The sequence below is a fragment of the Aeromonas sp. s7(2024) genome (genome assembly GCF_040907825.1).
In the GTDB taxonomy this organism is placed as follows: domain Bacteria; phylum Pseudomonadota; class Gammaproteobacteria; order Enterobacterales; family Aeromonadaceae; genus Aeromonas; species Aeromonas veronii.
This window is the reverse complement of the sequence record NZ_JBFOCM010000040.1, coordinates 83,110-103,608: the sequence shown is the minus strand read 5'-3', so window position 1 is coordinate 103,608 and position 20,499 is coordinate 83,110. Positions and strand designations below refer to the sequence as shown.

Annotated in this window: 22 protein-coding genes; 6 read left to right on the top strand and 16 right to left on the bottom strand. The window is 58.9% G+C overall.

Annotation, left to right across the window (positions count from 1 at the left end; genetic code table 11):
• The first annotated feature begins 202 nt into the window (after positions 1 to 202).
• Together ccsA and AB5Y73_RS19240 are read left to right on the top strand one after the other, a co-directional pair.
• Positions 203 to 991, top strand: a complete 789-nt coding sequence (gene ccsA, locus AB5Y73_RS19245; protein ID WP_005340390.1) for an inner membrane protein YpjD — start codon at positions 203 to 205, stop codon at positions 989 to 991.
• A 42-nt stretch (positions 992 to 1,033) separates the two neighbouring features.
• Positions 1,034 to 2,314 carry an HlyC/CorC family transporter gene (locus AB5Y73_RS19240; RefSeq protein ID WP_005348906.1) on the top strand — a complete coding sequence of 427 codons (1,281 nt, stop codon included), beginning with the start codon at positions 1,034 to 1,036 and terminating at the stop codon, positions 2,312 to 2,314.
• Positions 2,315 to 2,354: 40 nt separating this feature from the next.
• On the opposite strand, the gene AB5Y73_RS19235 is transcribed toward AB5Y73_RS19240, so the two are convergent.
• Positions 2,355 to 2,825: an Rrf2 family transcriptional regulator gene (locus tag AB5Y73_RS19235; protein ID WP_005340388.1), complete on the bottom strand. Its 471-nt coding sequence runs from the start codon at positions 2,823 to 2,825 to the stop codon at positions 2,355 to 2,357.
• 111 nt (positions 2,826 to 2,936) lie between these two features.
• Here AB5Y73_RS19235 and hmpA point away from each other — a divergent pair, with 111 nt between their 5' ends.
• Positions 2,937 to 4,130: an NO-inducible flavohemoprotein gene (hmpA, locus tag AB5Y73_RS19230; RefSeq protein ID WP_107683799.1), complete on the top strand. Its 1,194-nt coding sequence runs from the start codon at positions 2,937 to 2,939 to the stop codon at positions 4,128 to 4,130.
• Positions 4,131 to 4,229: 99 nt separating this feature from the next.
• Here hmpA and AB5Y73_RS19225 read toward each other — a convergent pair whose 3' ends face one another.
• The 6 genes from AB5Y73_RS19225 to AB5Y73_RS19200 form a co-directional block, all read right to left on the bottom strand.
• Complete coding sequence (locus AB5Y73_RS19225) at positions 4,230 to 4,814, bottom strand: tetratricopeptide repeat protein (RefSeq protein ID WP_041202422.1); 585 nt, start codon at positions 4,812 to 4,814, stop codon at positions 4,230 to 4,232.
• 392 nt (positions 4,815 to 5,206) lie between these two features.
• Positions 5,207 to 6,142 (bottom strand): malate dehydrogenase, encoded by a 936-nt coding sequence (gene mdh, locus AB5Y73_RS19220; RefSeq protein WP_005340384.1) that lies wholly within the window; start codon positions 6,140 to 6,142, stop codon positions 5,207 to 5,209.
• Positions 6,143 to 6,363: 221 nt separating this feature from the next.
• Positions 6,364 to 7,026, bottom strand: coding sequence for an arginine ABC transporter permease ArtM (gene artM, locus AB5Y73_RS19215; protein WP_005348902.1), 663 nt, complete (start codon positions 7,024 to 7,026; stop codon positions 6,364 to 6,366).
• A 3-nt stretch (positions 7,027 to 7,029) separates the two neighbouring features.
• Positions 7,030 to 7,680 carry an arginine ABC transporter permease ArtQ gene (artQ, locus tag AB5Y73_RS19210; RefSeq protein WP_033114055.1) on the bottom strand — a complete coding sequence of 217 codons (651 nt, stop codon included), beginning with the start codon at positions 7,678 to 7,680 and terminating at the stop codon, positions 7,030 to 7,032.
• 3 nt (positions 7,681 to 7,683) lie between these two features.
• The gene (locus AB5Y73_RS19205; RefSeq protein WP_019445594.1) at positions 7,684 to 8,421 is read right to left on the bottom strand and encodes a transporter substrate-binding domain-containing protein; all 738 of its coding nucleotides are present in this window, start codon (positions 8,419 to 8,421) and stop codon (positions 7,684 to 7,686) included.
• A gap of 24 nt (positions 8,422 to 8,445) precedes the next feature.
• Positions 8,446 to 9,186, bottom strand: a complete 741-nt coding sequence (locus tag AB5Y73_RS19200; RefSeq protein WP_005357971.1) for an ATP-binding cassette domain-containing protein — start codon at positions 9,184 to 9,186, stop codon at positions 8,446 to 8,448.
• 201 nt (positions 9,187 to 9,387) lie between these two features.
• On the opposite strand from AB5Y73_RS19200, the gene argR reads away from it, so the two are divergent.
• The gene (gene argR / locus AB5Y73_RS19195) at positions 9,388 to 9,858 is read left to right on the top strand and encodes a transcriptional regulator ArgR (protein WP_005340378.1); all 471 of its coding nucleotides are present in this window, start codon (positions 9,388 to 9,390) and stop codon (positions 9,856 to 9,858) included.
• Positions 9,859 to 9,948: 90 nt separating this feature from the next.
• On the opposite strand, the gene AB5Y73_RS19190 is transcribed toward argR, so the two are convergent.
• The 5 genes from AB5Y73_RS19190 to glnK form a co-directional block, all read right to left on the bottom strand.
• Complete coding sequence (locus tag AB5Y73_RS19190; protein WP_107683800.1) at positions 9,949 to 10,854, bottom strand: Dyp-type peroxidase; 906 nt, start codon at positions 10,852 to 10,854, stop codon at positions 9,949 to 9,951.
• Between the two features lie 103 nt (positions 10,855 to 10,957).
• Positions 10,958 to 11,992, bottom strand: coding sequence for an ABC transporter ATP-binding protein (locus tag AB5Y73_RS19185; RefSeq protein ID WP_107683801.1), 1,035 nt, complete (start codon positions 11,990 to 11,992; stop codon positions 10,958 to 10,960).
• An 82-nt stretch (positions 11,993 to 12,074) separates the two neighbouring features.
• Positions 12,075 to 13,700 (bottom strand): iron ABC transporter permease, encoded by a 1,626-nt coding sequence (locus AB5Y73_RS19180; protein WP_107683802.1) that lies wholly within the window; start codon positions 13,698 to 13,700, stop codon positions 12,075 to 12,077.
• Between the two features lie 39 nt (positions 13,701 to 13,739).
• A complete protein-coding gene (locus AB5Y73_RS19175) occupies positions 13,740 to 14,747 on the bottom strand; it encodes a Fe(3+) ABC transporter substrate-binding protein (RefSeq protein ID WP_005340374.1) in 1,008 nt (335 codons plus the stop codon).
• A 258-nt stretch (positions 14,748 to 15,005) separates the two neighbouring features.
• The gene (gene glnK, locus AB5Y73_RS19170) at positions 15,006 to 15,344 is read right to left on the bottom strand and encodes a P-II family nitrogen regulator (protein WP_005341406.1); all 339 of its coding nucleotides are present in this window, start codon (positions 15,342 to 15,344) and stop codon (positions 15,006 to 15,008) included.
• A 201-nt stretch (positions 15,345 to 15,545) separates the two neighbouring features.
• Here glnK and arfB point away from each other — a divergent pair, with 201 nt between their 5' ends.
• Positions 15,546 to 15,962 (top strand): alternative ribosome rescue aminoacyl-tRNA hydrolase ArfB, encoded by a 417-nt coding sequence (gene arfB / locus AB5Y73_RS19165; RefSeq protein ID WP_019445599.1) that lies wholly within the window; start codon positions 15,546 to 15,548, stop codon positions 15,960 to 15,962.
• A gap of 32 nt (positions 15,963 to 15,994) precedes the next feature.
• Positions 15,995 to 16,486 carry a methylated-DNA--[protein]-cysteine S-methyltransferase gene (locus tag AB5Y73_RS19160; RefSeq protein ID WP_107683803.1) on the top strand — a complete coding sequence of 164 codons (492 nt, stop codon included), beginning with the start codon at positions 15,995 to 15,997 and terminating at the stop codon, positions 16,484 to 16,486.
• A gap of 360 nt (positions 16,487 to 16,846) precedes the next feature.
• Here the strand turns inward: AB5Y73_RS19160 and AB5Y73_RS19155 are convergent, their stop codons facing one another.
• The 4 genes from AB5Y73_RS19155 to tapT form a co-directional block, all read right to left on the bottom strand.
• Positions 16,847 to 17,272, bottom strand: coding sequence for a hypothetical protein (locus AB5Y73_RS19155; RefSeq protein WP_005340360.1), 426 nt, complete (start codon positions 17,270 to 17,272; stop codon positions 16,847 to 16,849).
• A gap of 194 nt (positions 17,273 to 17,466) precedes the next feature.
• Positions 17,467 to 18,240, bottom strand: coding sequence for a peroxide stress protein YaaA (yaaA, locus tag AB5Y73_RS19150; protein ID WP_107683804.1), 774 nt, complete (start codon positions 18,238 to 18,240; stop codon positions 17,467 to 17,469).
• A 47-nt stretch (positions 18,241 to 18,287) separates the two neighbouring features.
• Entirely contained in the window at positions 18,288 to 19,397 is a 1,110-nt protein-coding gene (gene tapU, locus AB5Y73_RS19145; RefSeq protein ID WP_107683852.1) for a type IVa pilus ATPase TapU, read from the bottom strand.
• A 28-nt stretch (positions 19,398 to 19,425) separates the two neighbouring features.
• Positions 19,426 to 20,460 carry a type IVa pilus ATPase TapT gene (gene tapT, locus AB5Y73_RS19140; protein WP_107683805.1) on the bottom strand — a complete coding sequence of 345 codons (1,035 nt, stop codon included), beginning with the start codon at positions 20,458 to 20,460 and terminating at the stop codon, positions 19,426 to 19,428.
• Positions 20,461 to 20,499: the final 39 nt, after the last annotated feature.

The following is a 20,499-nucleotide window of genomic DNA, read 5'->3' as shown; positions in this document are numbered from 1 at the left end:
GACGGATTCCGGTTCTTGGCGTAATAAATTGGGGGCATTATAACCCAGAGCGGGCGCGAGGACGATTATTCACCGCACCGCAGCAGCAGGGACCTTCTCCCTATATATGGGCAGATCGGCCGTTGCACAACTGGCGAGCACTTCTCGTGCAAGGTATACTGCCCCTCTTACCCTCAAAAGCTTGTGCAACAACGACCTGGTTATGATCGTAATCTCTGTTCTGGCCCTGGCGTTTTATCTGCTGGCCATCATCGCCTCCCTGCATCTGTTACTGAGCGCCAAGCCGGTGGGACAGCGCTCCCTGTTTGCCTGTATCGGATTGGCCCTGATCGCCCATGCCAGCGCCCTCGGTTCAGAGGTATTGCAGAGTTACGGCCAGAACCTGAGCATGCTAAACGTTGCCTCGCTGGTCAGCCTCATCATCAGTTGCTTCATGACCTGCGTAACCCGCCGCTTCAACGGCTGGATCCTGCTGCCAGTGGTCTACAGCTTCTCGGCCCTGTTGCTGGCTGCCAGCGCCTTGATCCCGGGTCGCTACATAACCCATCTGGAGGCCCATCCCCAGCTGTTGCTGCACATCGGCCTCGCCCTGATGGCCTACTCGGTATTGATGATCGCCTGTCTGTTTGCGCTGCAGCTCGCCTGTCTGGACAAACAGCTTAAATCGAGAAAAATCAGCAACCTGCCAGCCATGCCGCCACTGATGACAGTGGAAAAACGGCTGTTTCAGTTGATCTCTGCAGGGGTGCTGCTACTGACACTCTCCATCGCCTCCGGCCTCTTCTTCCTCGAAGATATGTTCGCCCAGGGCAAGTCTCACAAGGCAGTGCTCTCCATCCTGGCATGGTGTGTTTACGTGTTGCTGCTGTGGGGTCATCACACCTATGGCTGGCGCGGCCGCAAAGTCATCACGCTCAGTCTGATCGGCAGCTTCATCCTGACTCTTGCCTACTTTGGCAGCCGCTTCGTCAAAGAAGTGCTGTTGAGCTGACACCTATACTCTTTTAGCCATACCATCCAACAGGAGCCCTTTTTGGACAGCATCTCAACGAGTACATTACTGATTGTTCTCGTTATCTTGATCCTTCTTTCCGCCTTCTTCTCCAGTGCCGAAACCGGCCTGATGTCCATCAACCGCTACAAACTGCGGCATCTGGCACAGACCAAACACAAAGCCGCACGTCGCGTCGAGCAACTGCTCGCCCGCCCCGATCGCCTGCTGGGACTGATCCTGATCGGTAACAATCTGGTCAATATCCTCGCCTCCGCCATCGCCACCATCGTCTGTATCCGGCTGTTTGGTGATCTCGGGGTCGCCATCGCCACCTTCGGGCTGACGCTGGTGGTACTGGTATTCGGTGAAGTGACCCCCAAGACCCTGGCCGCCATGTTTCCGGAGAAGATCGCCTATCCCGCCTCCTGGATCCTCAAGGGGCTGATGGTGCCGCTCTCACCGCTGGTCTGGCTGATCAACGGCATCACCAGCGGCCTGCTCAAGATGCTGAAGATCAATCCCAACAAGGATGACTCCCTCAACACCGAGGAGCTGCGCACCATCGTCAATGAGGCGGGTAACCTGATCCCCCAGCGTCATCAGGAGATGCTGCTGAGCATTCTGGATCTCGACAAGATGCTGGTCGAGGACATCATGGTGCCGCGCAGCGATATCTACGCCATCGACATCAACGATGACTGGAAGAGCATCCAGCGCCAGCTAGCACACTGCGCTCACACCAAGATCCTGCTCTATCGCGACAATATCGACGACGTTGTCGGATTTTTACACGCGCGCGATGCCCTGCGGCTGGTAGCCAGGGACCAGTTCAACAAATCGAGTCTGTTGCGGGAAGTGGACGAGATCTACTTCATTCCGGAAGGAACGCCGCTCAACGTGCAGCTGGCCAAATTCCAGCGCAACAAGGAGCGAATTGGCCTGATCGTCGACGAATACGGCGATATTCAGGGGTTGATCACCCTGGACGATATTCTGGAAGAGATCGTGGGCGACTTCACCACCTCCATGACGCCAGCGCCGAGCGACGAGATCCACCCCCAGTCAGATGGTTCTTATCTGGTCGAAGGCTCAGCCAATATTCGTGAGCTGAACAAGGAGATGAACTGGCACCTGCCCATCGACGGCCCGCGCACCCTCAACGGTCTGATCCTCGAATATCTGGAGGAGATACCCCAGCCCAACATCGGGATCCGGCTGGCCGGTTATCCTATCGAGATCCTCGATGTGGAGAACAACATGGTGAAGATGGCGCGGATTATGCCGGCATCGTACCGGGCGGAGTCGGATTCGCAAGATTGAAAAAGGGCTGCCAGTGGCAGCCCTTTTCTATTGCTCATCGTCATTGCTCATCCTCATCATCCGGCTCCAGCACCAGCGTCGGGATCAACTCGCCAAACACCCGTTGCAACTCGTCGCGGTTGGCCAGCAGGTCTTGCAGCGTATAGCTGTCCATCACCGCCAGAAACGCATCCATCGCCTCTTTCAGCGCACTCTTGAGCAGACAGACAGAGACGATGTGACAAGCGGGCGAGCCGCAGTCAATACCGTCCAGATTGCCTTCCAGCGCCCTGATCACCTGCCCGATATTGATGGTAGCGGGATCGCAAGCCATGCGAATACCGCCATTCTTGCCACGCTGGGATTGCAGATAGCCCAGCTTCACCAGCTGATTGACCACCTTCACCATGTGGTTGCGGGAAACGCCATACAGGGCCGATACCTTGGCAACGCTCGACAACTCCCCTTCCGGCAGGGTGGCAAGATAGAGCAGGGCTCTCAATCCAAAATCTGTATAACTGGTTAGTCTCATAAAACCTGATTAGCGCGATGCGAAAAGTGGAGTATTGATTCAAATCAAATAAACATCTAGGATGCCACTTATTAAATGACATTTTATATGTTCAATTAGAACGAGGCCCCTATGCTAGATCAAACCACCGTTGCCGTCATCAAAAGCACTATTCCGCTGCTCGAATCGGCAGGCCCTGCCCTCACCCAGCACTTCTACCAACGGATGTTCAGCCATAACCCGGAGCTGAAAGATATCTTCAACCTGGCCCATCAACGCAGTGGCGGCCAGCCGCTGGCCCTGTTCAATGCAGTCGCCGCGTATGCCAAGAATATTGACAATCTGGGGGCACTCGCCGGTGCAGTCGAGCGGATTGCGCACAAACATACCGGATTCCTGATCCAGCCGGAACAATATCACATTGTAGGTAGTCATCTCTTGGCCACGCTCAAAGAATTGGGCGGAAGTGCGGTCACCGACGAAGTGCTGGAGGCATGGGGCAAGGCGTATGGCGTGCTGGCCGACATCTTCATCGGCCGCGAGCAGGAGATCTATCAGGAGAAGGCAAGCCAGGATGGCGGCTGGCAAGGTACCCGCACCTTCATCATCAAGGAGAAGCGAGCCGAGAGCGCCCTCATCACCTCCTTCCTGCTGGCACCGGAAGATGGTAAGCCAGTGTTGGCCTTCAAACCAGGCCAATACCTCAGCATCAAGCTGGTTCACCCCGAGCTGGAATATCAGGAGATCCGCCAATACTCCCTCTCCGATGCCCCCAACGGGCAGGATTACCGCATCAGCGTCAAGCGTGAGCCGCAGGGTCAGGTCTCCAACCTGCTGCACGATCACCTGCAGGCGGGTGACAAGATCGAGGTGATGCCCCCTACCGGCGATTTCTACCTGAAAGCCGACAGCCAGACCCCGGTGGTACTGCTCTCAGCCGGTGTCGGCGTGACGCCGATGATGAGCATGCTCAACCAGCTGCTGGCGAACGGCCATCAGGCTGATGTCACCTGGCTGCACGCCTGCGAACAGGGCGCTGTACACGCCTTCCGGGAGGATATTCAGCAAAAATCCCGCCAGCATCCCAACTTGCTGAGCCGGATCTGGTATCGGGAGCCGGAGGCCAGCGATGTACAGGGTGAAGATTACGACCTGGCCGGCACCATGGATCTGACTGCCATGAAGGAACGCATCACGCCAGAGGCCCACTACTACTTCTGTGGCCCTGTCGGCTTCATGCAGGAGATCAAGCGGCAGCTGCTGGCTGCCGGGGTACCAGCGGGGCAGCTCCATTACGAAGTTTTTGGCCCCCACCAAGATCTCTAAGGCGCGGGCAGCCATATAACAGAGGGAGGTTCCGGCCTGTCATGGCACGGCGGCTGGAACCGGACCCACAGGTGCAGACCTGTGGGTCATTTTTTTGGATCAGTGCATTGCCTTGGCGCGGGCCACCACGTTGGCCGGCATCCTGTTGCCAAGACGGTTGAGCAAACTCGCCGCCTTCTGGTGTAGCGCCTTGTCACCGATGACGGAACCATGGAGCCAGCGATAGGCGTCCTCATAATCGAGCGGACTGCCCATCCCCTGCAACAGCATCTCGACCCACTCGATGCGAGCCCGCAGAAAACCGAGGCTGGCTGCCTCGCGCATCAGGGTCTCGGCTCGCACCAAATCCTTCTGCACCAAAGTTCCTTTCCAGTAGTAGCGACCCAGCTGCTCCAGCGCCGGCGCCAACCCCTGATTGGCCGCCTCCCACATATATTGCACCCCGAGCTCGGCATTGGGTTTGGTACAAACCCCCCACGCCAGCATATCCCCCCAGAGGAACTGATAGGCCGGGATCTTCATCACCGAGGCGCGCGCTTCGATATCCTGAGTCAGCTGACAGCGATCCTGCTTCACCTGAGTGAGGTGGCGCCCCTGCTCAATCCAGTTGAGCAGCTCGTCCTGACGATAGAGCGGCACCGCCTGCAACTCGCCAGCGGCCAGAGGTGCGGGAGGCGCAACCACAGCGGCAGGTTCAGCCGGTTTTGGCAGCGGCGCGGCCCCCTCGCCACTGCTGGCAACGGGCGTGACTGGCTCAGCCGGAAGCAAGACGGGGACGGCCTCAGAGGGCGCAGGCGTAGCAGAGACAGGGGCCGTTGCCACCGCAGCGCTGCTTGCGGTCGGTGCCGATGCACTTGCTGCAGGCGCATTGCTTGATACGGCAGCCGATACCGCATCGGCACCATAGAGTGGCGCGGTGAATGCACCGACAAGAACGAGAAGGGTAAGGGGTTTCATCATAAGGATCTCCTGCTGCACTCTGTTATCGGCATCAAGCCCCATCCCCTTAGCCTGCCGGGCGGATCTCATCAATACAAAAGGGAGCCGAAGCTCCCTTGTTGGCACGGTTGACCCGCTTACTTGACGAAATCGACACCCAGCTGGATATCGGCTTTCAGGGTAGCCAGCATGCCTTCCATCGCTTCCTGCTCGAAGGCGCTCAGCTTGCCGTAATCCAGTACGGTTTCGACGCCATTCTTGCCCAGCAGTACCGGTTGCGCGAAGAAGGTGGCGTGCTCGCCGTTGCCTTCCACGTAGGCGCACTCGACAACGTTGGCTTCGCCCTGCAGACCCTTGATGAGGGAGAGACCGAAACGGCAAGCCGCCTGACCCATGGAGAGGGTGGCGGAACCGCCACCGGCCTTGGCTTCTACCACTTCGGTACCGGCATTCTGGATGCGCTTGGTCATGGCAGCCACTTCTTCAGCAGTGAAGGAGGCGCCTTCAATCTGGGAGAGCAGCGGCAGAATGGTAACGCCACTGTGACCACCGATCACATTGACGCGAACCTTGTCGATGTTCAACCCTTTGGCGGCGGCCACGAAGGTCTCGGCGCGGATCACGTCCAGAGTGGTGACACCGAACAGGCGACGCTTGTCATAGACACCGGCTTTCTTCAGCACTTCGGCGGCGATGGCCACAGTGGTGTTGACCGGGTTGGTGATGATGCCGATCAGTGCTTTCGGGCAAGTGGCCGCGCACTTCTCGACCAGATTCTTGACGATACCGGCGTTGATATTGAACAGGTCGGAGCGATCCATCCCCGGCTTGCGTGCCACACCGGCGGAGATCAGCACCACATCGGCCCCAACCAGCGCAGGAGTCGGATCTTCACCGCAGAAGCCCTTGATGGCGACGTCGGTAGGAATATGACTGAGGTCAACGGCCACACCCGGAGTAACCGGGGCGATGTCATACAGGCTCAGCTCGGAGCCAGCCGGCAGACGGTTTTTCAACAGCAGAGCGAGGGCTTGACCGATGCCACCAGCGGCACCCAGAACGGCAACTTTCATGATCAACTCCATGTTTAAGCGTAGGTTTAAGGTTGTTTGTTGTTGTGCGCCCAACCTTAATGGATCCCCCCATAAAAAACAATCTGATAACAGTTGCAGTCACGGGTTCTGTGAGCCACGAAACATGCGGGAGCAAAAATTGGAGGGAAATACAAAAAGTTGGAGGAGAAGCACAGTTTTTCTGCACTTCTCCTTACCATAAAGAGGTAGATCTGAAGGTCTCAGGATTGAAATGCCAGCGCCCGTTTTTCACACCAGCGAAAACCAATTGTTAACAATCCGTTCATCGCCAGATAAAGCCCGCCAGCCACCCCGAACACCGCCAGGGTATCGTAGGTCTGGGCATTCAACCCCTGCGCCAGCCCCATGATGTCCATGATGGTGATGGTACTGGCGAGGGAGCTCCCCTTGAGCACCAGGATCACCTCGTTGGAGTAGGCAGGCACCAGATGACGGGCGGCATGGCGCACCTTCATCCACAAGGTCTGGCGGCCGTTAAAGCCAAGCGCACGACACGCCTCCACCTCACCGGCCGGGATGGCATCGAGCGCCCCCTTGAACAACCGGGTGGAGTAGGCCGCCGTGTTGAGACCCAGCGCCAGCACGGCGCAGAACCAGGGCTGCTTGAGCAGCGGCCAGAGCGGGCTGGCTTTCAGCCACTCGAACTGGCCCGGCCCGTAGTAAATCAGGAAGATCTGAATGAGCAGCGGCGTGCCGGTAAAGAGCAGCACCCACAGCTGCACCAGCTGGGTCGCCACCGGCAGGCGCAGCTCCAACACCCAGGTCATCAGGGCTGCCAACACAATCCCCAGCAGCAGGCTGAACAGGGTCAGCTCCAGCGTGGTGACCAGACCGCCCAGCAACGTAACGAGATACTCTTGCATCAGTTAGCCTCCGTAGCGGCGGGTGTAGCGGGCAGCCAGCCCGAGGCCATATTCACTCACCAGACTGATGGCCAGATAGATGAGGGCGGCGGCGGCATACCAGGTGAAAGGCTCATAGGTACTGGCCGAGGCCATCTGCGCCTGACGCATCATCTCGTTCACCCCGATAAGCGACACCAGCGCGGTATCTTTCAGCAGCACCAGCCACTGGTTGCCGAGGCCCGGCAAGGCGTGGCGCCACGCCTGCGGCAACACGATGCGAAAGAAGATGTGGCTCTTGCCAAGCCCCAGCGCCAGAGCCGCCAGCCGTTGACCTGAAGGCACCGCATTGAGCGCCGCCCGCAGGGTCTGGGTCGCATAGCTGGCGAACAGCAGGGAGAGCGCCAGCACGCCACAGGCAAACGGGCTGAACTCCACATACTCGCCAGTGATGAGGAACAACACCTGGGTCGAGCCGAAGTAGATGAACAGCACCACCAGCAACTCGGGCAGGCCACGGATCAGCGTGGTCAGGGTGGCCACCGGCCACACCAGCGCACGCTGCTTGCTGAGCTCGGCGGCACTGAACGCCAGTGCCAATACCATGCCCCCGACCAGTGATGCCAGGGCCAGCCCGAGGGTCATCCAGGCTGCATCCAACAACAGGCTCAACATGGCTTACTGCGCGAAGTATTTGTCGAAGATTTTCTGATAGGTGCCGTTGGCCTTGATCTCGGCCAGCCCCTTGTTCAGCTGGGTCAGCAGCTCCTGATTGCCCTTGGCGACCGCGATGCCAAAGCCGGTACCGAAGTACTTGGCATCCGTCACCGGTGCACCCACCACCGCATACTCCTTGTGCTGCTTCAGCCAGTCGGCTGCGACAGCGGTATCAGCAAACACACCGTCGGTACGGCCATTCATCATGTCGAGGAAGGCGCTCTGGTAGCTGGCGTACGGCACGGTCAGCAGACCCTTGCTCACCCAGTTATCCACCAGATAGGACTGGTGAGAGGTACCGTTCTGCACACCGACTGTCTTGTCGACCATCTCTTCCGGCCCCTTGAAGGCCCCTTTCTTGGCGACGAATACTGCCGAGTTCTCGTAATAGATGTCGGAGAAATCGACCTGAGCGGAGCGCTCCGGGGTCACGTCCATGGCGGCAATGGCGGCATCATAGCGACGGAATTTGAGGCTGGGGATCAGGCTGTCAAAGGCCTGGTTGTGGAAGCTGCACTCCAGCTTGGCCTGCTCGCAGATGGCGCGCGCCAGATCGATGTCAAAACCCTGAAACTCGTTCTTGTCATCCAGGTATTCGAACGGCGCGTAGGTGGCCTCGGTGGCGAACTTGATCTCTTTGGCCATGACGGAGGTACTCAACAGGCCCATGGCAGCAACCAACAACAGACTCTTTTTCATGACAGCTTCCTTATCGATTCAATATCAATGCATCAAGAATTCGGCAAACCGGCTGGTTTGCGGGGATTGGAAAATGGCAGCGGTGCCGGATTCGATGATCCGCCCCTTCTCCAGATAAATCACCTGACTGGCCACCTTGCGGGCAAAGTCGACCTCGTGGGTCACCACCACCTGGGTAATGCCGGTCTGGCTCAGGTTGCGGATGATCTCGGCCACCTCCTTGGTGATCTCGGGATCGAGGGCAGCAGTCGGCTCGTCAAACAGCAGCACTTCCGGGTCCATCATCAGGGTACGGGCAATGGCCACCCGCTGCTGCTGACCGCCGGAGAGACGTGCCGGCCAGGCATCGCGTTTGTCGGCCAGTTGCAGCTGGGCCAGCAGGTAGGCCCCCTTCTCGATGGCAGCCTCCTTGCTCATGCCGAGCACCTTGACCGGCGCTTCAATCAGATTCTCCATCACAGTGAGATGTGGCCAGAGATTGTACTGCTGGAACACCATCCCCACCTTGCGACGCAGCAGTTGGGACTGGCGGTTGAATTCGGCAGCAGAGAGAGAGTTCGGGAAAGAAAATTCACTTTCGCCAATCCGCAGAACACCCGCATCCGGGGTATCCAGCAGGTTCATCATCCGTAGCAGGGAACTCTTGCCAGCACCGCTCGGGCCCAGCAACACCAAGGTTTCACCGGGGGATGTCCGAAAGCTGACCTGTTGCAGAACCGGCACCTTGTGCCAGGACTTCTCGATACCTATTAATTCAATACCCATACAGCCCAATTGAATAAGTTTTCAAAATTTCATCCCGATTCTATCCCTAATAAAGGTTGATGCAAGCCATTTTTGAATCAATATGCAGAACAAGCGCCGCTTCCTTGCAAAAAACGGCATATGAATGCAAAATGGCCCCGCTGTTCGTATCTGCCGCCTGTATCGCACAGGCCGCCACACCTCCTCATTCGTGAGACCAAGATGAAACACAACGACAAGCAAGAAAAACTGGCCAAGGCCTTTAAAGCCTTGCTGAAAGAAGAGCGCTTTGGCTCCCAGGCAGAAATCGTCACCGCCCTGCAAGAGCTGGGCTTCGAGAACATCAACCAGTCCAAGGTATCGCGCATGCTGAGCCGCTTCGGCGCCGTTCGCACTCGCAATGCCAAGATGGAGATGGTCTACTGCCTGCCGGTGGAACTGGGCGTGCCCACCACCTCCAGCCCGCTCAAGAATCTGGTACTGGACGTCGATCACAACGGCGCACTGGTGGTGATCCACACCAGCCCGGGTGCAGCCCAGCTGATCGCCCGCCTGCTCGACTCCCTCGGCAAGGCAGAGGGGATCCTCGGCACCATCGCCGGTGATGACACTATCTTCATCACCCCGACCAGCGACACCGATATCGAAGAGCTCTACCTCTCCGCACTCGAGCTGTTCGAACAGACGCCGTAATGGCCGTCACCGCATCATAGCGGTCACGCCAGAACGAAAAATCCCGGCCAAGGCCGGGATTTTTGTTTTCTGCAGCTTCGTCAGGCGGGCTTATTTACCCTGCGCCATCAGAAAACCTTCCGATGGTGCGAAGAAAGCCGCGCCGGTCACTGCCTTGGTAAAGCGCAACAGGTGATCGAAGTGGCTGCTCTCCCCCTTGTACATGCTGGCCAGCATGGCGTTGAAGTGCTGCGGAGTGCGGCAGCAGGAGATGAAGTAGAGTCCCTGCTCGGTCATAGTGCCCCAGGGCATGCTCTGGCGCAGGATCTCCATGGACTCCCCTTTCGGGGTCTTGAGGTTGACCCGCTTGATGTGGGCGGTCAGCGGCTTGGCGGCAGATTCATACTCGATGTTGTCGGGCTTGGTGCGACCGATAATGTCTTCCTGCTCTTTTTGCGCCAGCTTCTCCCAGTCACTCATGGCGTGTACCCAGCGCTGGACGTGAATGTAGGAGCCACCGGCAAACTCGCCATCGGCCAGCAACGCCACTTCGGCACGGTGTTCATCCTGCGGGTTCTCGGTGCCATCGACGAAACCGGTCAGGTCGCGGCAATCCAGATTGCGGAAGCCGCGCACCTCTTCGGCCAGCTCGACCAGTCCGGCCAGCAGTGCCATCACTCGGTGACCGGCGTGATGCAGCACATCCACCCGATCGGCGCGCAGCTGAATAAAGAGATCAAACGGGGTGTTGGGGGCTTCCTGACCGTTGGCGGATTGCGCCATAGAGCTGCGGAACTGGGGCGGACGGGCGGCAGGGTAGAGACCATCCCAGGCGTCGGCGCCAACAGCAACCAGACCGCTGAAACCGGCATCAGGGAAATCGGCGGCGACCGCCTGCCACAAGGCGGGCAGTTTGGCCAGACGGCCGACCAGCTCGGCGGCATCGCCTGTGCGATTGAACATCAGATAGAGGGCGTGCAGATTCGGCTCTGCGCAGATCCCGGCTTGGGCTTTCATATATCTCTCCCCTGAGTAGGCGTTAGCGTTACGGGCTATTTGCGTTGCGCGATTATAAACCAGAGTGGATCCAGTTCTTTGATTTCACGACGATATCACGCGTTCAGGGCAAAGGGTCAAACAACACCAGCCCATGGGGGGCGACCTTGATCCGTGCCCGCATCCCATCAAGGGGCTCGCCAATGCTCGCCTCCAGCTGCAGATCGCCACACTCGAACAGCACCCGGCAGTGGTGGCCGAGGAACTGCTGCTCCACCACCTTGAGCTCGCCATCTGCGGCGTTCTCCAGCAGCAGTTGCTGGGGTCTGAGCATCAGCTGCAACTGCTCGCCCACCGCGCGGCCATGAGGCTCGCTGCCACAAATGACCCCGAGCGCCGTCTGCACGCAGTGGCTGTCCACCACCTCGGCAGCCAGATAGTTGACCCCGCCGAGAAACTCCGCCACGAAGCGGTTTTGCGGGCGGCGATAGAGCTGCTCAGGCTGGCCCACCTGCTCGATGTGACCGGCGCGAAACAGCGCCAGCCGATCGGCGAAGGCGAACGCCTCCTCCTTGCTATGGCTGACGAAGATGGCGCCAATCCCCTGCTGCTTGAGCAGGGTGCGGATCTCGAGGATCAGCTTCATCCGCACCTGGGTATCGATGTTGGAGAAGGGCTCATCCAGCAGCATCAGCCGCGGCTTGCACACCAGCGCCCGGGCGATGGCCACCCGTTGTTGCTGGCCGCCGGAGAGCTGGTGCGGATAGCGCTCCCCCAGCCCCTGCAGATTGACCAGCGCCAGCGCCTCGTCCACCTGCTGCTGGCGGGCACCGCGGTCGAGTTTGGTCAGCCCGAAACCGACGTTGTCGGCCACCGTCAGGTGGGGAAAGAGGGCGTAATCCTGAAAGATCATCCCGATATTGCGCGCCTCGGGCGGCACGCTGGCACCCGGCCCGTCGAGCAGGGTATCGCCGAGGCGAATCGTGCCCTCTGCCAACGGCAGCAGCCCTGCGATGGCCTTGAGCAGCGTGGTTTTGCCGCAGCCACTGGCTCCCAGCAGGCAGACGATCTCGTTGTCTGCCACCGTCAGGGACAGCTGCTCCAGCACATTGCGGCCGTTGTAACGGCAGCTGACATTTTCAACCTGCAAACAGGACAAGGCTGACTTCCTCTCGTTTCTGGCGGCGCACTGCCTTTCGGTTCAGCACACCGCATGCAATTTCATTGACCGACGCGGCGACTCAGTGGCCCGGACTATCCAGACTGCGGTTGACCCAGATCAGCGGCAACAGCCCCACCAGCACGATGACGATAGCCCCCAGCGCACCGCGCTCCAGCATCTCGTCCGAGACGAACTGGTAGACGTGGGTCGCCAGGGTATCGAAGTTGAACGGCCGCAGCAGCAGGGCGGCGGGCAGCTCCTTCATGGATTCGATGAATACCAGCATGGCACCGGCAAACAGACCACGGCGCACCAGCGGCAGATGGACCCGGCGCAGCATGCCGCCATCCCCCTGCCCTAGGGAGCGGGCCGCCATGTCGAGACTGGGGGAGATCTTGCCCATGCTGCTCTCCACCGAGCCGATGGCGATGGCCACGAAGCGCACCAGATAACCGAACACGATGGCGGTGATGGTACCGGTCAGCAGCAAGCCCGGGCCCTGCCGCCCGAGCCACTCGGCCAGATCATTGATGGCAAAATCGAGGGCGGTGAGCGGCACCAGCACCCCGATAGCCAGCACGGTCCCCGGCATGGCGTAGCCCATGGCGGCGATGCGCAGGGGCAGCAGGCTCTTGATCCCACCATCGAGACGGCGGAAGAAGCCGAGCAGCAGGGCAATCCCCATCGCCAGCAGGGCGGTCAGCGCCGAGATGAGCAGACTGTTGCCCGCAAAGCGGACAAACTCCGGCGTCCACGACAACGCGAAGTAGCGCACCCCGTAATCGAGCAGGATGACGAATGGCAGGCCGAAACCGGCCAGCACCAGCCCCCAGCACCAGAGACCGGCCAACCAACGGCCAATCCCCTTGAGCGGATAGCGCAGCGGCTGCTCATGGCCCATGGACTTCTGGAACACCTGCTGCCGACTGCGCGAGCGGCGCTCCAGCGCGATCAGCAGCACCACAGCCAGCAACATCAGGCAGGAGAGTTTGGCCGCGGTGGCCAGACTGCCGTAACCGAGCCAGGTGTCGTAGACCGCGGTGGTCAGGGTGTTGATGGCAAAGAAGTGGACGGTGGCGAAATCGGCCAGCGTCTCCATGGCTACCAGCGATACCGCCACCATGATAGCGGGGCGCGCCAACGGCAAACTGAGGCGACGAAAGCTCTGCCACGGCGTACAGCCGAGCAGGCGGCTGGAGTGGATCAGGCTGACCGACTGCTCCAGAAAAGAGGCGCGGGTCAGCAGATAGACATAGGGGAACAGCACCAGCGCCAGCACCCAGGCGGCGCCGCCAAGGGAGCGAATGGCCGGAAACCAGTAATCGGCCGGACTGTTCCAGCCAAAGAGTGCGCGCAACCCGGCCTGTAGCGGGCCCGAGTAGTCGAGCAGATCGGTATAGACGTAGGCGACGATATAAGAGGGCATCGCCATCGGCAGCATCAGCGCCCATTGCAGAGCGCGCCGCCCCGGCACCTGACACATGGCCACCAGCCAGGCGGTGGGCACGCCAAACAGCAGACTGAGCAGCACCACGCCGACCACCAGCCCCAGGGTATTACCGAGATAATCGAGCAACACGGTATCGGCGAGGTGGCGAAACAGCTCCCCCTCAGCCGAGAAGGCAGAGAAAAGCAGGGCTATAACCGGTAAACCCAGCAGCAGGGCGATGGCCCAGCTGCCGGTCATCCATCCAAAATTTTTCATGAGACCACAGATGTTGATGGGGCCGTTGGCCCCATCTGATTACAAATCGAACTTCACTTCATCCAGCAACTGCAAGGCGTCCTTGCGGTGCTTGGCGTAATCGCTGACCGGTAGTGCGTCAGACTTGAAACTGCCCCAGGACTTGACCATGGCGGAAGGCTCGACTCCGGCCTTGACCGGATATTCGGCGTTCACGTCCGCATACATGTGCTGGGCGGTGTCGCCAGCCAGAAACTCCATCAGCTTCTGGGCCTCGGCCTTGTTCTTGGCATATTTGGTCATGGCCACGCCGCTCACGTTGACGTGGGCACCGCGGTCAGCCTGGTTCGGGAAGTTGATATAGACCGCATCCGCCCAAGACTTCTGCGCAGGATCTTTCAACATGGCGCCCAGATAGTAGCTGTTGCCGAGTGACACGTCACAGATACCATCCTTGATCGCCTTGACCTGATCCCGGTCGTTGCCCTGCGGCTTGCGCGCCAAGTTGGCCTTGACCCCTTCCAGCCAGGTTTTGGTCTCGGCCATGCCGTGATGGGCAATCATGGAGGAGACCAGCGCCACATTGTACTCATGCTTGCCGCTGCGGGTGCAGATTTTCCCTTTGAATTCCGGTTTGGCCAGATCTTCATAGCTGATGGTATCGAGCTTGCCGAGGCGATCCTTGCTGGAGTAGATGGCGCGAACCCGGGTAGTCAGCGCGAACCAGCGATTCTCCGGATCACGATAGATGGCGGGGATATTCTCCTGCAGGATCTTGCTATCCACCGGCTGCACCAGCCCCTTGTCCACCAGATCGGTCAGACGGCTGATGTCGACGGTCAGCATCAGATCGGCCGGAGAGAGCTTGCCTTCCCGCTCCAGACGCTCGTTCAATCCCTCTTTGGCGAACACCACGTTCACCTTGATGCCAGATTCCTTCTCGAACTGCTGGATGATGGGCTTGATCAGCTCATCCTGCCGGTTGGAGTAGACATTCACTTCCCCGGCCGCCAATGCCGACTGAGCTGCCAACGCAGAGAAAGCCAGTGCCAACATCTTCATTTTCATCATCCATTCCTTGATTAGCTATACAGAGTGATAACGATTTCCGTTTGCATTCTGCATACATCTTATAAGCGGATCAAGAAAGCTCGCCGTCGCCACATCACATATTTAATCGCCCATAAATGAAAAGGGCCGGATGGAATCCCATTCGGCCTCTTCTGAGCAAAACGTTATGTTGATCAGGCTTCAATAAGCGCTCACTCCATCGGGATTCCCCGAGATCGGGAGGTCAACAGATCTGTACGTCACTGATGCGGTTCATCACAGCGCCTCGTCGTCACTCTCGCCGGTGCGGATGCGCACCGCTTGCAGCAAGTCGTAGACAAAAATCTTGCCGTCGCCGATCTTGCCGGTATAGGCCGCCTTGCAGATCGCCTCGATCACCCCTTCCACGTTATCATCGGCGGTAGCAATCTCCAGCTTCACCTTGGGCAGGAAGTCGACCTGATACTCGGCTCCCCGGTATAATTCGGTGTGTCCCTTCTGGCGACCAAATCCCTTGACCTCGGACACGGTCAGCCCTTCCACCCCCAGGTTGGCAATAGCCTCGCGGACATCGTCCAACTTGAACGGTTTGATAATCGCACTAATCAGCTTCATCTGGTTGCTCCCAATCCATGGTGTGTCATGAATCGGGTTTCAATTCTTATGCCAAGTATTTTTATTGTTTTATTTCATATAGATAGAGTTTAATGCCTGCGCCATTCGCCAGGCACATCCCCATAACCGGCCAGCACGCCCCATAATGAGGCACCATGCTGCAGCGGTCAGCTGGTATGCACCAAACAAGAGCAAAACAGCATGTTAGTTATCTCCAACAGCGTCACGATTCCCTGGCATGAGCTGCAATTTCAGACCATGCGGGCACAGGGCAACGGTGGACAGCACGTCAACAAGACCGACTCCGCCGTCTGGTTGCGCTTCGATTACCGCAACTCTCCCAGCCTGACGCCCCTCTACAAGGAGGGTCTCGACAAGCTGAGCGACAGCCGGGTACACGATGGCTTTGTCCTGATCCGGGTCGAGAGCCATCGCAGCCAGGACATGAACCGCAAGGAGGCGATGAGCCGTCTGGTGGAGTTGCTGAAAAAAGCAGCCTGGCGCCCCAAGGCTCGCCATGCCACCAAGCCGACCCGCAGCTCCCAACGCAAACGGGTCGATGCCAAAAAGCGCAAGGGGGATATCAAATCCGCCCGCGGCAAGCCGGTTCTGGACTGAGCCAACCCCCAACTCCCAAAGGATGTCAGCCGATGAGATACAGTTTTTGCGACAGCGCCCGCGGCCCGCTGCTGGTCGCCATCGATCAGGATGGCCTGCGCCACGTGGAGTTCATGCACGGAGAGCGGCCCGTCATGCCGCAAACTAACTGGCAAAGGGATGACAAAGCGCTGGCCCCCTATCTTGCCCAGTTCACCGCCTATTTCGCCGGAAAGTTGCAGCAGTTCGATCTGCCCATGGCAGCGAAGGGCACTCCGTTTCAGCAAACAGTATGGAACGCTTTGTGCGATATCCCCTATGGCGAGACCGTGAGCTATCTCGAGATTGCCCAGGCGATAGGCAATCCCAAGGCGGTGCGGGCTGTGGGCGCTGCCAATGGGCGCAATCCGCTGAGCATCATAGTGCCCTGCCATCGGGTGATCGGACGCAGCGGCGAGCTGACCGGCTATGCTGGCGGCATTCCCATCAAGCGCTGGTTGCTGGCACTGGAACAGACAGGCACAGCATTCGAACTGGCCCCATGAGACGATGACCGCCCCGGAGAAGGACGGGACAATATCGTGGCCAAAATGAAAAGGCTTTCAGCCAGTGGCCACGCTTTGCTGACAAGATGAACAGAAAATGAAGAATCGCCTCAGAACTACTTCAGATTGAGCTTGGCATGATGGCTCCATACTTGAATGGCACGGCTCATTCGCTGATTCAAGTAGCACCCATGTGACGCTTCCAATCTGTCTTTTTCCCCGCGCCTCCTCTGAGGCGCTTTTTTTGTGCCGACACAACAGGCCACCACCCGGCTTGAGTGGCCTGAACGCCACAAAATCTGCGCCCGCCCAAAAACCAAGAGGCGAAGGATCATCCTTCGCCTCTGACGTAACAGCTGGCTACTCGCTCTGGGGCAGGAATTGCAGCTCCGGCGCCGAGGAGGTCAGCACATCGGCGCAATAATCCCAGGTCGAGATGCGATAGTGCTGCAGATCTTCATCCAGATGCAGACCGTCCGACTCCTGATGGAACCAGCTGGCAAAACGGGATGGGGTGATGAGCTGGATCTGCTCTTCGATGGCGTGACTATCCTTCCCCTCGGCCAGATCGCAATCTTCGATAACCCGCAGGGCGTAGATATGGCGAAAATAGACCCGGCAGAGGATTTGCGGGGGCAGATCGATGCTGCGCGCCCGCCCCAGCATGATGGTCAGGGAGTCGCTCCAGAGATCCTGATGCAGCTCGGCCACAACCAGACCGGGCGGTAGCTGGCGGGACGGAGCCCAAGGGACGGCAACCTGCCGAATGGCATTTTTCTGTTCCATATTCACCTCGCGACGACTCTCTCCCTGTCTTGAGTCTATCTGAACCACATAGTCCCGGCGAAGGCAATCGATGGACAATAAAAACGGCAATAAAAAAGCCGACGTATCAAACGTCGGCGAATAAAAAGTGCTTACAACAGAGGATTCACATATTCAGACCCGCGGGTCGAAAGATTGGTTCCCTCTTTTTGTAATTAATTTTCGGCGCGTTTAAACATCAGGGTATTGGCGTCCGACTCTTCCGGTACGAAGTAGTAGCCCTCGGCGTTGAAACCGGTCAGCTGCTCAACCTCGGTCAGACGGTGCTTGATGATGTGGCGAGCCATCATGCCGCGCGCCTTCTTGGCGTAGAAACTGATGATCTTGAACTGGCCGTTCTTCTCATCCTTGAACACCGGTGTGACAATCCGCCCTTTCAGGCTCTTGGGCCGTACCGACTTGAAGTACTCGTCGGAGGCCAGATTGATCAGCACTTCATCCCCCTGCGCTGCCAGCGCGTCGTTGAGATGGTGAGTGATCACCTCCCCCCAGAACTGGTAAAGATCCTTGCCGCGACTATTGTCGAGCCTGGTCCCCATCTCCAGCCGATAGGGCATCATCAGGTCGAGGGGGCGAAGCACGCCGTAGAGGCCGGAGAGCATCCGCAGGTGTGCCTGAGCGAAGTCAAAATCGGCCTCGCTGAAATCCTCTACCGCCAAACCGGTGTAGACATCCCCCTTGAAGGCCAGCAGCGCCTGACGGGCATTGGCGGGGGTGAAATCTGGCTGCCACTCGGCAAACCGGGCGGCATTGAGACCGGCCAGCTTGTCGCTGATCTTCATCAGAGTGGCGATCTGGTCAGGGCTCAGTTGGCGGGCCCGGCCAATGAGTTCGGCGGAGTGATCCAGCAGCTCGGGTTGGGTGAAACGGGGTGTCACCAGCGGTGACTCGTAATCCAGCGTCTTGGCCGGGGAAACCACAATCAGCATAACGTTCCTTTATGGCGAGGGGCCGAACGGCAGAGCGGCCCCATGATTCATTCATCCAGCGTCACATTGTCCAGCGTGCCTGTGCCGAGCCGTTCGCGACCGGAGAGTTTGATCAGCAGTCGCAGGTCGTTGGCCGAGTCGGCGTGGGCGAGTGCCTCACTGTAGCCAATCTGGCCGGCGCAGAACAGGCTGAAGAGCGCTTGATCGAAGGTCTGCATACCCAGCTCGGTGGATTTGGTCATCACCTCCTTGAGGCGATGCATCTCTCCCTTGCGGATAATGTCGGTGATGAGCGGGGTATTGAGCAGGATCTCGAACGCGGCGCAGCGCCGCTTGCCATCCATACTCGGCACCAGCTGCTGGGCGACGATGGCCTTGAGGTTGAAAGAGAGATCGAACAGGAACTGGCGGTGTTTGTCTTGCGACACCAGATGGAGGATGCGATCAAGCGCCTGGTTGGCATTGTTGGCATGCAAAGTGGCGAGACAAAGATGTCCCGTCTCGGCGAACTGCAGGGCAAACTCCATGGTCTCCTGACTTCGGATCTCGCCGATCAGGATCACGTCCGGCGCCTGACGCAGCGAACTTTTCAGCGCCACATCGAACGACTCGGTGTCGATCCCCACCTCTCGCTGGGTCACCAGACTGCGACCATGCTGATGGACGAACTCCACCGGATCTTCCACCGTCAGAATGTGACCATCGGCATGCTGGTTGCGATAGCCGATCATCGCCGCCTGGGTGGTCGATTTGCCCGCCCCGGTGGCGCCGACAAACAGCACCAGTCCCCGCTTGGCCATCGCCACCTCTTGCAGGATCTTGGGTAGCTGCAGCTCTTCAAAGGTGGGAATGCGGGTCTCGATACGTCGCACCACCATGCCAGGCAGCTCCTGCTGCCAGAAGGCGCTGACCCGAAAACGGCCAAGCGCCTCGCGATAGATCGCGTAGTTGGCCTCCTTGGTGCGGATATAGCGCTCGAAGTGATCGCTGCTGAGGGTATCCCTGACCAGCGTCAGCGCCCCCTTCTTGTCGAGCGCCTCCCCCCCCAGCGACACCAGATGGCCATTCACCTTGAGGGTGGGCGGCGAGCCCACCGTCACAAACAGATCCGATCCCTTTCGCTCGACCAGCTCGCTCAGCAGATCATCCAGATTCATCATCTATCCCTCCCTGGGTGCGAGTCGCTTAAATGCTGTTGGGATCAACGGCCTTGGCCTTGGCATCGAGGGATGCCACCACGCCGCGGCTCACCAGCTGCTTGAGGCTCTGATCCATGGTCTGCATGCCGTGGGTCATCCCGGTCTGGATCACCGAGTAGAGCTGGGCGATCTTGTCCTCCCGGATGAGGTTACGCACCGCCGGAATGCCCATCATGATCTCGTGGGCCGCCACCCGGCCGCCGCCAATGCGCTTGAGCAGGGTCTGGGAGATGACCGCCCGCAGGGATTCGGAGAGCATGGAACGCACCATGTCCTTCTCCGCACCTGGGAAGACGTCGATGATACGGTCGATGGTCTTGGCCGCCGACGAGGTGTGCAAGGTGCCAAACACCAGATGGCCGGTTTCGGCGGCGGTCATGGCCAGACGAATGGTCTCAAGGTCGCGCATCTCGCCCACCAGAATGATGTCCGGGTCTTCCCGCAGGGCCGAGCGCAGGGCGTTGCTGAAGCTCTTGGTATCCCGGTGAACTTCCCGCTGGTTCACCAGACAGCGCTTGTTCTCGTGGACGAATTCAATGGGGTCTTCGATGGTGAGAATGTGGTGATGGAAGTTATCGTTGATGTAGTTGACCATGGCCGCCAGGGTGGTCGACTTACCGGAACCGGTCGGGCCGGTCACCAGTACCAGACCCCGCGGGAACTCGGCGATCTTGCGGAAGATCTCCGGCGCATCGAGATCCTCGAGGCTCAGCACCGTGCTGGGGATGGTACGAAATACCGCGCCCGAACCGCGCGCCTGCTGGAAGGCGTTGACCCGGAAACGGGCCAGATTGGGCACCTCGAACGAGAAGTCGACCTCGAAGTTCTCCTCCAGCTCCTTGCGCTGATGGTCGTTCATGATGTCGTAAATGAGGGCATGCACTTCCCGGTGTTCCAGGGCGGGCAAATTGATCTTGCGAACCTCACCATCAACCCTGATCATCGGGGGAACCCCGGCCGAGAGGTGTAGATCCGAGGCTTTATGCTTTACACTGAAAGCCAATAACTCTGTGATATCCATAGACTTGTCATTCTCCCATCACAAGATCACTAACGAAAT